Below are 14,306 nucleotides of genomic sequence, written 5' to 3' on the forward strand. Positions count from 1 at the left end.
TGGCCGCACCGACGGGTGATGAGCAATGATCGCAGGGTGACTGAAATCGAAGCTGAGGCGCGGCCCGACGAGAACCTGTGGTCTCCCGGCGACTCGAGCGTGGCAGCGCCACCGGCGGCCACCCCGGCAGCGATCACCGACGCGCTGCCCGAGGACCGTTACCTCAACCGGGAGCTGAGCTGGCTGGACTTCAACGCACGGGTGCTGGCGCTGGCCGACGACAACTCGCTGCCGCTGCTGGAGCGCTTGAAGTTCCTGGCGATCTTCGCCTCCAACCTCGACGAGTTCTACATGGTCCGGGTGGCCGGACTGAAGCGCCGCGACCAGATGGGTCTGTCGGTCCGATCCGCCGACGGGCTGACCCCGCGCGAGCAATTGCGCCGCATCGCCGAGCAGACCCAGCACATCGCCAGCCGGCATGCGCGAGTGTTCCTGGATTCGGTGTTACCGGCGCTCGGCGCAGAAGGCATCTCGATCGTCACGTGGGACGATTTGGATCAGGCTGAGCGCGACCAACTGTCGACCTACTTCAACGATCAGGTCTTCCCTGTCCTGACACCGCTCGCCGTCGACCCTGCGCATCCGTTCCCGTTTGTCAGTGGGCTGAGCCTGAACCTGGCGATCACCGTCAGGCAACCCGACGACGGCGGTCAGCATTTCGCCCGAGTCAAGGTGCCCGACAACGTCGATCGCTTCGTAAAACTCGGCGCCGGCGACGGCGCCGAAATACCGGCCGAGGCCGAAGGTCAGGGCAAGGTGCGATTCCTGCCGATGGAAGAGTTGATCGCGGCCTTCCTCCCAGTGTTGTTCCCGGGCATGGAGATTGTCGAGCATCACGCGTTTCGCATTACCCGCAACGCCGATTTCGAGGTGGAAGAGGACCGCGACGAAGACCTGCTGCAGGCGCTGGAGCGGGAATTGGCGCGACGACGGTTCGGTTCGCCGGTGCGGCTGGAGGTCGCCGACGACATGACCGAAAGCATGCTGGAATTGCTGCTGCGCGAACTCGATGTGGATCCCGGTGACGTCATCGAAGTGCCCGGGCTGCTGGACTTGTCGTCGCTGTGGCAGATCTACGGCCTGGACCGGCCGGCTCTCAAAGACCGGACGTTCGTCCCGGCCACCCATCCCGCGTTCGCCGAAGGGGAAACTCCCAAGAGCATTTTCGCCACCTTGCGCGAAGGCGACGTGCTGGTACACCATCCGTACGATTCGTTCTCCACCAGCGTGCAGCGATTCATCGAGCAGGCCGCCGCCGACCCAGGCGTGCTGGCGATCAAACAGACGCTGTACCGCACATCCGGTGACTCGCCAATTGTGCGAGCGCTCATCGATGCCGCCGAAGCAGGAAAGCAGGTAGTGGCACTGGTCGAGATCAAGGCACGCTTTGACGAACAGGCCAATATCCGGTGGGCGCGTGAGCTCGAGCAGGCGGGCGTACACGTGGTGTACGGATTCGTCGGTCTCAAAACGCATTGCAAGACATGCCTGGTGGTGCGCCGCGAAGGACCGACGATCCGGCGCTACTGCCACATCGGGACCGGCAATTACAACGGCAAGACCGCTCGGCTGTATGAGGACGTGGGTTTGTTGACCGCCGCCCCCGATATCGGTGCCGACCTGACGGACTTGTTCAATTCGCTCACCGGCTACTCGCGGAAGCTGGCGTACCGCAACCTGTTGGTGGCCCCGCAGGGCATTCGCACCGGCATCATCGAGCGTGTCGAACGCGAGGTTGCCGCGCACCGGAAAACCGGTCTGGGCCGAATTCGGCTGAAGATGAACGCGCTTGTCGACGAACAGGTTATCGACGCGCTCTACCGCGCGTCGCAGGAAGGGGTGCGGGTGGAGATCGTGGTCCGCGGCATCTGCGCGCTGCGCCCGGGCGCTGAAGGCATTTCGGAGAACATCGTCGTCCGCTCGATTCTTGGCCGCTTCCTGGAACACTCGCGGATCATCCACTTCAACGCCATCGACGAGTTCTGGATCGGCAGCGCCGACATGATGCACCGCAACCTCGACCGTCGAGTCGAGGTGATGGCTCAAGTCAAAGACCCCAGACTCACCGCCCAGTTGGACGACTTGTTCGAGTCCGCGTTGGACCCCGCCACTCGGTGCTGGGAGCTTGGGTCTGACGGGCAGTGGCGCGCCGCACCACGGGAAGGCGAGACCGTGCGCGATCACCAGGTATCGCTGATGGAGCGACACCGCAGCCCCTGATACCGCCGTTGGAAGGCCAGATCTTCCGAGCACGAATAACCGTGCCCGAATTGACCTGCAGGAGTTGAGGTGTCGCCCCAGAACTCGTCCAACCGCCGCTCGGGGAACCGGGTGGTGTGCGCCGGCGGAGCGGTGTTGTGGCGGCCCGCCTACATCAAATCGGCCAAGCACCCGGTGGAAGTCGCGCTGATCCACCGCCCGCGATACGACGACTGGTCACTGCCCAAAGGCAAGGTGGACCCCGGCGAGACCACGCCGGTGGCCGCCGCGCGAGAGGTATTCGAGGAGACCGGTCACCATGCCGTCCTCGGCAGGCGGCTGGCCACGGTGACTTACCCGATCGAACAAGGCATCAAGAAGGTGTGCTACTGGGCGGCGCGCAGCACCGGCGGCCAGTTCGTTCCGGGTGACGAGGTCGACGAGTTGCTCTGGCTGCCGCTCGCCGAAGCGATGAAGAAACTCGACTACCCACAGGATCGAAAGGTCTTGCGCCGGTTCGGCAAACAACCGGCGGACACCCATACCGTATTGGTGGTTCGGCATGGGACGGCCGGCAGCAAGGCCCGCTACAAAGGAGACGACACCAAACGGCCGTTGGACAAGAAGGGGCGCGCGCAGGCCGAGGCGCTGGTTCCACAGCTGCTCGCGTTCGGTGCCACCGACGCCTATGCCGCCGACCGCGTGCGCTGCCATCAGACACTGGAGCCGCTCGCTGCCGAACTGGGTGTGCCTATTCACAACGAGCCGGCGCTCACCGAGGAGGCCTACGCCAAGAACCCGAAACGCGGGCGAAACCGCCTGTTGCAGATCGCCGAACAGCCGGGCACACCGGTGATTTGCTCTCAGGGCAAGGTGATTCCGGACCTCATCGGGTGGTGGTGCGAACGCGACGGGGTGCGCGCCGACAAATCCCGCAACCACAAGGGCAGTACCTGGGTGCTCTCGTTGGTCGCGGGACGGGTGGTGGCGGCCGACCACATCGGCGGCGCGCTCGGCGCCAACGCGAAGGCCTGACACGCAGATACCCTTCGGGGACGGCCGCCACCCGAAGGGTATCTGTGCCTGAGACTTACCGCGTTACTTGCGGCCCCGCCGTGCGGTTGCTTTCTTGGCGGGCGCCTTGCGTGCCAGCGTCTTGGCGGCAGCCTTCTTGGCCGGAGCCTTGCTCGTCTTGCGCGCCAGCGTCTTGGCGGCAGCCTTTTTGGCCGGCGACTTGCTCGCGGTCCGCTTGGCAGCAGACTTGGTTGCCGCCTTCTTGGCCGGAGCCTTGCTCGCGGTCTTCTTGGCGGCAGACTTCGTTGCCGCCTTCTTGGCCGGAGCCTTGCTCGCGGTCTTCTTGGCAGCAGACTTCGTTGCCGCCTTCTTGGCCGGAGCCTTCTTGGCGGTTCTCTTCGCTGCACTCGTTGCGACACCACGCTTCACAGCAGGTCCTTCCGACGGGAGTTTTTGTGCCCCAGAGACAACCGCTTTGAATTGAGCGCCCGGCCGGAACGCCGGAACGGACGTCGGCTTCACTTTCACCGTCTCGCCGGTACGCGGATTGCGGGCCACCCGTGCCGCGCGACGCCGCTGTTCGAACACACCGAAACCGGTAATGGTGACGCTGTCACCCTTGTGCACCGCACGCACAATAGTGTCGACGACATTCTCGACGGCCGCGGTTGCCTGCCGTCGATCCGAGCCCAATTTCTGTGTGAGCACATCTATGAGCTCTGCTTTGTTCATCCAAACCCTCCAAGCCAGTGGTCCTCGTTTCGGAACCGACTAGCAGACACGGTAAACCCTTACCCACTTGATTTCCAAGAGCCACGCGCAATTTCAGGCCCTGGCAATCGGAATTTTCGCAATCCGCTTGCCGCCCTTGACCGGTGGTGTGGCCCCGAAATCAGCCTGGCGTGACCGCGCCGGCGGTGGCGAAATTCGCCCGCCGCACGGTGTCAGGAGATGGGCAAAGTGCGCGGCTTCCAGTCCGGGTAAGCCCCTTCGAAAGCCTCGATCTTGTCGAGTTTCCGCAGCGTAAGGGCTATATCGTCGAGTCCCTCGAGAAGTCGCCAAGCGGTGTGATCGTCAATCTTGAACGGCAGCACCACTGTTCCCGCGGTGATATTTCGATCTTGAAGATTGGCAGTGATTTCCAAGCCCGGACTCTGCTCGATCAGCTTCCAAAGTAGTTCCACGTCGTCTTGGGCAACTTCTGCTGCCAACAGACCGGCTTTGCCCGCGTTGCCCCGAAAAATGTCACCGAACCGAGATGAGATAACCACCCGGAACCCGTAGTCCATGAGCGCCCAGACCGCATGCTCGCGCGATGACCCGGTGCCGAAATCGGGTCCGGCGACCAACACCGAACCCCGGTCAAAGGGGCTGAGGTTTAGCACAAATGAGGGATCCGATCGCCAGGTCGCGAACAAGCCGTCCTCGAAACCGGTTCGGGTGACGCGCTTCAGAAAGACCGCGGGGATGATCTGATCGGTATCGACATTGGACCGCCGCAACGGCACGCCGATACCGGTGTGAGTGTGAAAGGCTTCCATATTCGTTCCCTGTTCTGGCGAATCAATTCAAATCTGAGGGCGCGGAAAGGGTGCCGCGAACCGCGGTGGCGGCAGCGACGGCCGGGGACACCAAGTGTGTGCGGCCGCCCTTGCCCTGCCGCCCTTCGAAATTGCGGTTGGAGGTAGCCGCGCACCGCTCCCCGGGCGCGAGTTGATCGGGGTTCATTCCCAAACACATCGAGCATCCCGCCTGCCGCCATTCGGCGCCTGCGGCGGTGAAAACCTCACCCAGCCCTTCGGCTTCGGCCTGCGCGCGGACCCGCATGGAGCCCGGGACAATCAGCATCCGCACTGTCGGTGCCACCTTGCGGCCGCGCAACACATCGGCCACCACCCGCAGATCTTCAATGCGCCCGTTGGTGCAGGAGCCGACGAACACGGCGTCGACCGCGATATCGCGCATCGCTGTTCCCGGCCGAAGGTCCATGTATGCCAATGCTTTCTCGGCGGCCTGGCGTTGCGCGTCGTCGGTCATCAGCTCCGGATCCGGCACGGCCGCGGCCAGCGGCACGCCCTGGCCCGGGTTGGTACCCCAGGTGACGAAGGGACTCAGCGAGGCCGCGTCGAGATAGACCTCGGTGTCGAAGACGGCTCCGTCGTCGGTGCGCAATTGCTCCCAATATGCGAAGGCGGCATCCCACTGCGCGCCCGTGGGCGCGTGTGGCCGCCCGCGCAGGAACTCATAGGTGGTCTGGTCGGGCGCGACCATGCCGGCACGAGCACCGGCTTCGATGCTCATGTTGCACACCGTCATCCGTCCTTCCATGGACAGCGATTCGATGGCGCTGCCGCGGTATTCGATGACGTGACCCTGGCCGCCGCCGGTGCCGATCTTGGCGATCAGCGCCAGAATGATGTCCTTGGCCGTCACGCCGTCCGGCAACGTTCCGTCGACGTTGACGGCCATTGTCTTGAATGGGCGCAGCGGCAACGTCTGGGTGGCCAGTACGTGCTCGACCTCAGAGGTGCCGATACCCATCGCCAGCGCGCCGAACGCGCCGTGGGTAGAGGTGTGGCTGTCGCCGCAGACGACCGTCATACCCGGTTGCGTGAGGCCCAGTTGCGGCCCCACGACGTGCACGATGCCCTGCTCGATATCGCCCATCGGGTATAGCCGCACACCGAATTCCTTGCAGTTCCGCCTCAACGTCTCGACCTGGGTGCGCGACACCAGATCCGCGATCGGCTTGTCGATGTCGATCGTGGGCACGTTGTGATCCTCGGTGGCCAGCGTCAAGTCGGGCCGGCGCACCGGCCGCCCCGCCAGGCGCAGCCCGTCGAAGGCCTGCGGGCTGGTCACTTCGTGCACCAGATGCAAGTCGATATAGATCAGGTCGGGTGCGCCTTTTTCACCCCGCACCACTACGTGGTCGTCCCAAACCTTCTCGGCCAGCGTGCGTGGCTTGCCGGTGGTGGATTCCATCTCGAAGTCGCCTCTGTCAGTCTCGGCGCGCCGGGCAGCTGGTGATCTCAGCATGCGAGACGCTAATATCTCTTTGTGAGACAGCATAGCGGTATAGGCGTGCTCGACAAAGCCGTGGACATCCTGCACACCATCGCGGAATCTCCATGCGGCCTGGCCGAATTGTGCGAGCGCACTGGATTGCCCAGGGCCACCGCGCACCGGTTGGCGGCCGCCTGTGAATTTCATCGCCTGCTGCGCCGCGACGACGAGGGCCGGTGGTGCCTCGGGCCGGCGGTCACCGAACTCGCGGCCCACGTCAACGACCCGCTGCTGGCGGCGGGTTCGGTGGTATTGCCGCAGTTGCGCGAGACCACCGGCGAAAGCGTGCAGTTGTACCGTCGCGAGGGTATTTCGCGGGTCTGCATTGCCGCCGCGGAACCCCCTGCGGGCCTTCGGGATACGGTTCCAGTCGGCGCGCGTTTGCCGATGACGGCGGGTTCGGGGGCCAAAGTGCTACTGGCCCATAGCGACGCGGCCACCCAAGCCGCGGTGTTGCCGACGGCGAAATTCACCGGTCGGGTGCTGGCTGAAGTACGGCGGCGGGGGTGGGCGCAAAGCGTCGCTGAGCGCGAGCCCGGGGTCGCGAGTGTGTCCGCGCCGGTGCGTGATGGCCGCGGTGCCGTCATCGCTGCGATCTCAGTGTCCGGACCCATCGACCGGATGGGTCGGCGTCCCGGCGCGCGCTGGGCAGCCGACCTACTGGCCGCCGCCGACGCACTCACTCGTCGGCTCTGATTCGGCGTTTGGCTGTTTGGCTGTCGCTTCGATCCTGCGTCCAGGGCTAGTGAATCGCCGCAACCTACGCCCTGGCCGCAGACTGGATGCCACCACCGCAGAGTCGATTCAGACGGCCTGACAAACTGACGCCATGGGAACGAACCAGCGCGCGAGCATCGTCATGTCCGAGGCGGAAATCGCCGACTTCGTCGTCAAGAGCCGTACCGGCACCCTGGCCACCATCGGGCCCAACGGCCAACCACATCTGACCGCCATGTGGTACGCCGTGGTCGACGACGAAATCTGGCTGGAAACCAAGGCCAAGTCGCAGAAAGCAGTGAATCTCAAACGCGACCCTCGGGTGAGCTTCCTGATCGAGGACGGCGATACCTACGACACCCTGCGCGGCGTGTCCTTCGAAGGCGTTGCCGAAATCGTTGACGATCCCGATGCCCTGCACCGGGTCGGGGTCAGCGTCTGGGAGCGCTACACCGGTCCATACACCGATGAGTTGAAGCCGATGGTCGACCAGATGATGAACAAGCGCGTCGGTGTGCGCATCGTGAGCCGCCGTGCCCGCTCCTGGGATCACCGCAAGCTCGGCCTACCGCACATGCCGGTTGCCGGCTCTACTGCACCGGCGGCCAGCTAGGCCGAGCTGCGCGACCAGACGCAAAATCCCCCGTTTCGGCACGAAATTGGGGGATTTTGCGTTCCCCCGCAAGCGGGTGGTGCCCCCAGCTGGATTTGTAGCCCCGATGGGATTCGAACCCACGCTACCGCCGTGAGAGGGCGGCGTCCTAGGCCGCTAGACGACGGGGCCAGACACGATCCGAGCAGTCAGCATATCTCACCCCGATATGGCCGCCTAATCGCTTGCGCCTCTGCACGGGGTCAATCGACTCTGCTGGGGTACCAGGACTCGAACCTAGAATGGCTGAACCAGAATCAGCTGTGTTGCCAATTACACCATACCCCATTGGCTGGCTAAAACCGCTGGTCAGACAGTTTTCGCGGACCTCACACGTATCCTGCGAACGCCGCTGCCCGCGGTTGCGCGCCGATGTGCAGACTACCAAAGACTGAACGCGCAATCCTCATCGCCGTTCCGTCACTCCTGCCAGCCGACGGCATTCCGCAGGCGCCCCAAAGTGCGGTCACGACCCAGCAGCTCGAGTGATTCGAACAACGGTGGGCTGATGGATGTTCCCGTCGCCGCGACCCTGATCGGGCCGAACGCCTTGCGCGGTTTGAGACCCAGATCCTCGATGAGCGCGGACTTCAACGCGGCCTCGACGTTAGCGGCGGTCCAGTCCACCACGCCGTCCAACGCGGCCAGCGCAGCGCCGAGCACTCGGTCCCCGTCGGGCCGCAGCTCCTTGGCGGCGGCTTTGGGGTCGATGGTGTATGCGTCGTCGTTGAGAAACTTCAGCAGGTCCCACGCGTCACCGAGCACGACGATGCGGGTCTGGACCAGGTGAGCCGCGACCGCGAACCGTGCGTCATCCAATTCAATGTGATGGCCGTGTACGTCCAAGTAGTCGCGCAGCCTGACGGTGAAATCGTCGGCGTCGAGCATCCGGATGTGCTCGGCATTGATGGCGTCGGCCTTCTTCTGGTCGAACCGAGCCGGGTTGGAATTGACATCGGCCACGTCGAACGCGGCCACCATCTCCTCGAGGCTGAACAGGTCGCGGTCGTCGGCGATCGACCAACCGAGCAGCGCAAGGTAATTCAGCAGCCCCTCGGGAATGAACCCGCGTTCGCGATGGGCGAATAGATTCGACTGCGGATCGCGCTTCGAAAGTTTCTTGGTTCCCTCCCCCAATACCGTTGGGAGGTGGGCGAATTCGGGAATACGGTCGGCAACCCCGATGCGGATCAGCGCCTGGTACAGCGCCAGCTGGCGCGGAGTCGACGGCAGCAGATCCTCGCCGCGCAGCACGTGCGTGATCTTCATCAGCGCGTCGTCGCACGGGTTGACCAAGGTGTACAACGGATCTCCGTTCGCGCGGGTCAACGCGAAATCCGGTACGCTGCCGGCCGCGAAAGTGGTGGACCCCCGCACCAGGTCGTCCCACCGGAGGTCGTCGTCGGGCATCCGTAAGCGCACCACCGGCTGACGGCCTTCCGCCAGGTATGCGGCGCGCTGCGAGTCGGTCAGGTGACGATCGAAATTGTCATAGCCCAGTTTGGGATTGCGGCCTGCCGCGACGTGACGGGCCTCGACCTCTTCCGGTGTCGAGAAGGCGTAGTAGGCCTCGCCTGCGGCCAGCAGTCGGCTCACCACGTCACGATAGATTTCGGTGCGCTCCGATTGGCGGTACGGGCCATAGGGTCCGCCGACCCCGGGTCCCTCGTCCCAATTCAAACCGAGCCAGCGCAACGCATCGATCAGCGCCAGATAGCTTTCCTCACTGTCCCGTTCGGCGTCCGTGTCTTCGATGCGGAATACGAAGGTGCCACCGGTATGACGGGCGTAGGCCCAGTTGAACAGCGCCGTGCGGACCATCCCGACATGGGGAGTACCGGTGGGCGACGGGCAGAACCGGACCCGGACTTTGGCTTCTGGTGCAGTCAAGACTTTCCTTTGCGGACTACGGGATTGGTCAGGGTACCGATTCCCTGCACGGTTATCGAGACGGTATCGCCGTGCTCGAGCGGACCGACGCCGGCGGGTGTTCCGGTGAGAATCAGGTCACCGGGCAGCAATGTCATGACCGCCGAAATCCATTCGACGATGGCGCCGACGTCGTGAATCATCAACGAGGTACGGCTGTTTTGCTTGACGTCGCCGTTGACCTCGGTGCGCAGTTCGAGGTCGGCCGGGTCCAGGTCGGTGACGATCCACGGGCCGACTGGACAGAAGGTGTCGTGTCCCTTGGCCCGGGTCCATTGGCCGTCGGCCTGTTGCTGATCGCGGGCAGACACGTCGTTGGCGATGGTGTAGCCGAGGATGTTCTCAGCGGCCCGGGCGGCTGGAACGTCTTTGCACGGACGGCCGATCGCCAACGCCAGCTCGCCCTCGAAGTGGACAGGTGATGCGTTGGGGGGCAAGCGAATCGGCACATTCGGTCCGATGATCGCCGTATTCGGTTTGAGGAAAATCACCGGGTCCGCCGGGGCTGAGCCGGTCGCACCGCCCATTTCGGCGATGTGGTCGGCGTAGTTCTTACCCACGCAGACCACCTTGCTGGCCAGGATCGGGGCCAGCAGGCGGACATCGGCCAGCGGCCAGGATCGGCCGGTGAATGTCGGCGTGCCGAATGGATGCTCAGCGATTTCCCGTGCGGTCATTCCGGTGGGATCGTCCGGCTCGCCCTCGATGCTGACGAAGGCGACGCCGTCTGGGCTGGCGATTCGACCAAGGCGCATTCGGTTGAGCCTAGCCGCGGCGAAGCCGGGCGCAGCGGGCCCGTGCGAGTAAATGGCAAAACTTGTGGCTGAGCCTGGCGACAGTTGCTTTCAGCCCGGCGGATGACATGCGAGCATGGGCAAATGTCGACCGAGCCCAGCACCACGGTCCAGTTCGGTGCCGGGGCGCGGTGGTCGAATTTGGTCGTCTCACTGGTGGCGACGGTGAGTTCTTTCGTCTTCATCAATGGCGTTCCGTTCCTGATTCCCTCGCTGCAGACCGCGCGCGGAATCCGGCTTGACGAAGCCGGACTGCTGGCGTCAATGCCCAGCTGGGGCATGGTGGTCACCCTGGTCGCGTGGGGGTATCTGCTGGACCGCGTCGGTGAGCGGATCGTGATGACCGTCGGCTCAGCGCTGACCGCGGCCGCGGCCTACGCCGCGGCGACGGTGCATTCGCAGGTGTTGTTCGCGGTTTTTCTCTTCTTTGGTGGCATGGCCGCCGGCAGTTGCAACAGCGCCGGCGGCAGGCTGGTGTCCGGATGGTTTCCGCCGCACCAACGCGGCCTGGCGATGGGAATCCGTCAGACCGCGCAACCACTGGGGATCGCCTTGGGCGCGCTGGTGATACCCGAGCTGGCCGAGAGCCGCCCGCATGCCGGAATGATGTTTCCCGCCGTCGTTTGCAGCGTGTCCGCGGTGGCCAGCCTCATCGGCATCAGAGACGCGCCACGCAAGTCCCGGAAGACGGCGACCGAACAGGAACTGGCAAGCCCGTATCGTGGTTCGTCGACGCTGTGGCGAATCCATGTGGTGTCGGCGCTGATGATGATGCCCCAGACGGTCACCGTGACGTTCATGTTGGTTTGGCTGGTCAAAAACCTGCATTGGTCGGTCGCGGCCGCGGGCAGTTTGGTCACACTTTCGCAGTTGCTCGGTGCGGTAGGCCGCATCCTGGTCGGGCGCTGGTCTGATCGGGTCGGTTCGCGGATGCGACCCGTACGCATCATCGCCGCCTCCGCCGCTGTAACACTCTTTTTCCTGGCGTGGTCCGACTACCTGAATTCGAGTTATCAGGCGGCGCTGATGGTCGCCATTTCGGTGATCGCGGTGCTCGACAACGGGTTGGAGGCCACCGCCATCACCGAATTCGCGGGACCGTTCTGGAGTGGACGCGCCCTCGGTATCCAGAACACCGCCCAACGGGTTACCGCGGCGGCCGGGCCGCCAATCTTCGGTGCTTTGATCACCGCCGCGAAGTATCCGTCGGCGTGGATACTGTGTGGACTGTTCCCGCTGGCGGCCGTGCCCTTAGTGCCGACACGGCTGCTACCGCCGGGGTTGGAGACTAGAGCGCGGCTACGATCCGTTCGCCGATGGCGCCGGTGGCAAGCCGTTCGTCCCCGCGGCTCGCCAGATAGGAACCCACTGCCCGATCCACCCGAGCCGCCGCCTCGTCCTCACCAAGATGGGCCAGCAACAGCGCCACCGACATGATCGCCGCGGTCGGATCCGCGACGCCGCGGCCGGCGATATCCGGCGCGCTGCCGTGCACCGGCTCGAACATCGACGGATTGGTCCGGGTCGCGTCGATGTTTCCACTCGCTGCCAGGCCAATGCCGCCGCAAACCGCCGCGGCCAAATCGGTGATGATGTCGCCGAACAGGTTGTCGGTGACGATGACGTCGAAGCGTGCGGGGTCGGTCACCAGGAAAATGGTTGCAGCGTCGACGTGTTGGTACGCGACCTCGACGTCGGGAAATTCTTCGCCGACCTCGGCGACGATCCGCGACCACAGCTTGCCGGCAAAGCTCAACACGTTGGTCTTGTGCACCAACGTCAGATGCTTGCGACGCCGCTGCGCCCTTTCGAATGCGTCGACCACCACGCGACGCACACCGAAGGCGGTGTTCACGCTGACCTCGGTCGCGACTTCGTTGGGCGTCCCGACGCGAATTGCGCCGCCATTGCCGGTGTAGGGGCCTTCGGTGCCCTCGCGCACCACCACGAAGTCGATATCCGGATTACCGGCCAGCGGGCTGCTCACCCCGGGATACAACCGGCCGGGACGCAGGTTGACGTGGTGATCGAGCTCAAATCGCAAGCGCAGCAACAGGCCTCGCTCGAGGACGCCGCTGGGAACCGACGGGTCGCCGATCGCGCCGAGCAGGATGGCGTCGTGCTCGCGCAGTTCGCCCACCACCGACTCGGGCAGTACTTCGCCGGTGGCGTGGTAGCGGCGAGCGCCCAGGTCGTAATTGGTCTTCTCGACTCCGGGCCGCACCGCGTCGAGCACCTTGACCGCCTCGGCCACGACTTCCGGCCCGATTCCGTCACCCGGGATAACAGCGAGTTTCACGAAAGGTCAACCACTTCAAGCATGTTGGCCCCTACCGCCGCGCTGATCTCGGACCGGACGTCGGCCGGCACATCCTGGTCTAGACGCAGCAGGATGGTCGCGCTCGGCCCCTCGGTGTCCTCCGACAGCTGGGCGGCCTGAATGTTCACACCGGCGGCGCCGAGCAGAGTGCCGATCTTGCCCAACGCCCCGGGCCGGTCGGCGTAGTTGATCACCAGGTTGGTGCCCTGAGCGCGCAGATCGAAGTTGCGGCCGTTGATTTGCACGATCTTTTGCACCTGCTGCGGCCCGGACAGCGTGCCGGCCACGTTGACCACCGAACCGTCGGCGGCGACCGCCCGCACATCGACGACACTGCGGTGGTTGGGGCTTTCGGACGCCTTGGTGATCTCGGCGGAAACCCCGCGCTCGGCAGCAAGCGCAGGGGCGTTGACGAAGGTCACCGGATCTTCGATGACCGCCGAGAACAGGCCGCGCAAAGCCGAAAGCTTGAGTACCTCAACGTCTTCGGCGGCCAGCTCACCGCAGACTTGCACCTGTAGCGACGCCGGCAACTCGTGGGACAGCGCAGCCGCCAACACACCAAGCTTGCGTACCAGATCCAGCCAGGGCGCCACCTCTTCGTTGACCACCCCGCCGCCGACGTTGACCGCATCCGGCACGAACTCCCCCGCCAGCGCCAACCGCACGCTCTCGGCTACGTCGGTGCCGGCCCGGTCCTGGGCTTCGGCGGTGGACGCCCCAAGGTGCGGCGTCACCACCACCTGCGGCAGCTCGAAAAGCGGGCTGTCAGTGCAGGGTTCGGTGGCGAACACGTCGATACCGGCCGCGCGGACATGTCCGCTGCGCACCGCTTCGGCCAGCGCAGCCTCGTCAACCAGGCCGCCGCGCGCGGCGTTGACGATGATTACGCCAGGCTTGGTCTTCGCCAGCGCCTCCTTGTCGATGAGGCCCGCGGTCTCGGGGGTCTTGGGCAAATGCACAGAGATGAAGTCGGCCCGGCCCAGCAACTCGTCGAGAGATAGCAGCTCGATGCCGAGCTGCGCTGCCCGCGCCGGTGAAACATACGGGTCGTAGGCGACGACGTGAGCGCCGAAGGCCGCGACCCGCTGGGCCACCAGCTGGCCGATCCGGCCCAATCCCACGACGCCGACGGTCTTGCCGAAAATCTCGGTGCCCGAGAAGGAGGACCGCTTCCAGGTGTGCTCGCGAAGCGAGGCATCGGCCGCTGGGATCTGCCGGGACGCGGCCAGCAGCAACGCCAACGCGTGCTCAGCGGCGCTGTGGATGTTCGACGTCGGGGCGTTGACCACCAGCACGCCGCGCGAAGTGGCTGCATCCACGTCGACGTTGTCCAGCCCGACGCCTGCGCGGGCGACGATTTTCAGCCTGGGGGCCGCCGCCAGCACCTCGGCGTCGACAGTGGTGGCCGACCGGACCAGCAGCGCGTCGGCCTCGGGCACCGCGGCCAGCAGCTTCTCTCGATCAGGGCCGTCTACCCAGCGCACCTCAACCTGGTCTCCCAGCGCGGCCACGGTTGATTGGGCGAGTTTGTCGGCGATTAACACAACAGGCAGGTTCACGCCGACAGCGTAGTCGGGGACCGCGAGCGCGGCGGAGCCGGGCGAAGCGGGTC

Annotated in this window: 11 protein-coding genes, 2 tRNA genes and 1 pseudogene; 5 read left to right on the forward strand and 9 right to left on the reverse strand. The window is 64.9% G+C overall.

What is annotated here, in order from left to right; translation table 11 throughout:
- The first annotated feature begins 15 nt into the window (after positions 1–15).
- Positions 16–2,220 (forward strand): RNA degradosome polyphosphate kinase, encoded by a 2,205-nt coding sequence (locus AC5Y2L_RS13315; RefSeq protein WP_499935057.1) that lies wholly within the window; start codon positions 16–18, stop codon positions 2,218–2,220.
- A gap of 69 nt (positions 2,221–2,289) precedes the next feature.
- A complete protein-coding gene (gene mutT1, locus AC5Y2L_RS13320; RefSeq protein ID WP_499935004.1) occupies positions 2,290–3,234 on the forward strand; it encodes an 8-oxo-(d)GTP phosphatase MutT1 in 945 nt (314 codons plus the stop codon).
- A gap of 63 nt (positions 3,235–3,297) precedes the next feature.
- On the opposite strand, the gene AC5Y2L_RS13325 is transcribed toward mutT1, so the two are convergent.
- The 3 genes from AC5Y2L_RS13325 to leuC all read right to left on the reverse strand — a co-directional run bounded on the left by AC5Y2L_RS13325 (position 3,298) and on the right by leuC (position 6,198).
- Positions 3,298–3,945 carry an HU family DNA-binding protein gene (locus tag AC5Y2L_RS13325; RefSeq protein WP_499935005.1) on the reverse strand — a complete coding sequence of 216 codons (648 nt, stop codon included), beginning with the start codon at positions 3,943–3,945 and terminating at the stop codon, positions 3,298–3,300.
- A 212-nt stretch (positions 3,946–4,157) separates the two neighbouring features.
- A complete protein-coding gene (gene leuD / locus AC5Y2L_RS13330; protein ID WP_499935007.1) occupies positions 4,158–4,754 on the reverse strand; it encodes a 3-isopropylmalate dehydratase small subunit in 597 nt (198 codons plus the stop codon).
- Positions 4,755–4,776: 22 nt separating this feature from the next.
- Positions 4,777–6,198 (reverse strand): 3-isopropylmalate dehydratase large subunit, encoded by a 1,422-nt coding sequence (leuC, locus tag AC5Y2L_RS13335; RefSeq protein ID WP_499935009.1) that lies wholly within the window; start codon positions 6,196–6,198, stop codon positions 4,777–4,779.
- A gap of 75 nt (positions 6,199–6,273) precedes the next feature.
- On the opposite strand from leuC, the gene AC5Y2L_RS13340 reads away from it, so the two are divergent.
- Together AC5Y2L_RS13340 and AC5Y2L_RS13345 are read left to right on the forward strand one after the other, a co-directional pair.
- On the forward strand, positions 6,274–6,975 hold the full coding sequence (locus AC5Y2L_RS13340; protein WP_499935011.1) for an IclR family transcriptional regulator: 702 nt from the start codon (positions 6,274–6,276) through the stop codon (positions 6,973–6,975).
- 133 nt (positions 6,976–7,108) lie between these two features.
- Entirely contained in the window at positions 7,109–7,609 is a 501-nt protein-coding gene (locus tag AC5Y2L_RS13345) for a PPOX class F420-dependent oxidoreductase (RefSeq protein WP_499935013.1), read from the forward strand.
- Positions 7,610–7,707: 98 nt separating this feature from the next.
- Here the strand turns inward: AC5Y2L_RS13345 and AC5Y2L_RS13350 are convergent.
- The 4 genes from AC5Y2L_RS13350 to AC5Y2L_RS13365 form a co-directional block, all read right to left on the reverse strand.
- Positions 7,708–7,780 (reverse strand) — tRNA-Glu (locus tag AC5Y2L_RS13350).
- An 84-nt stretch (positions 7,781–7,864) separates the two neighbouring features.
- Positions 7,865–7,936, reverse strand: a tRNA-Gln gene (locus tag AC5Y2L_RS13355).
- Between the two features lie 132 nt (positions 7,937–8,068).
- Positions 8,069–9,538, reverse strand: coding sequence for a glutamate--tRNA ligase (gltX, locus tag AC5Y2L_RS13360; protein WP_499935014.1), 1,470 nt, complete (start codon positions 9,536–9,538; stop codon positions 8,069–8,071).
- Positions 9,535–10,332 carry a fumarylacetoacetate hydrolase family protein gene (locus AC5Y2L_RS13365; protein ID WP_499935016.1) on the reverse strand — a complete coding sequence of 266 codons (798 nt, stop codon included), beginning with the start codon at positions 10,330–10,332 and terminating at the stop codon, positions 9,535–9,537. The genes gltX and AC5Y2L_RS13365 overlap by 4 nt, the downstream gene beginning before the upstream one ends.
- A gap of 123 nt (positions 10,333–10,455) precedes the next feature.
- On the opposite strand from AC5Y2L_RS13365, the pseudogene AC5Y2L_RS13370 reads away from it, so the two are divergent.
- A pseudogene (locus AC5Y2L_RS13370) lies at positions 10,456–11,526 on the forward strand (MFS transporter); the annotation flags it as partial.
- A 133-nt stretch (positions 11,527–11,659) separates the two neighbouring features.
- Here the strand turns inward: AC5Y2L_RS13370 and AC5Y2L_RS13375 are convergent.
- Positions 11,660–12,670, reverse strand: coding sequence for a 3-isopropylmalate dehydrogenase (locus tag AC5Y2L_RS13375; protein ID WP_499935017.1), 1,011 nt, complete (start codon positions 12,668–12,670; stop codon positions 11,660–11,662).
- Complete coding sequence (gene serA / locus AC5Y2L_RS13380; protein ID WP_499935059.1) at positions 12,667–14,253, reverse strand: phosphoglycerate dehydrogenase; 1,587 nt, start codon at positions 14,251–14,253, stop codon at positions 12,667–12,669. The genes AC5Y2L_RS13375 and serA overlap by 4 nt, the downstream gene beginning before the upstream one ends.
- Positions 14,254–14,306 lie beyond the last annotated feature (53 nt).

It is taken from the genome of Mycobacterium sp. NGS66 (genome assembly GCF_059812225.1).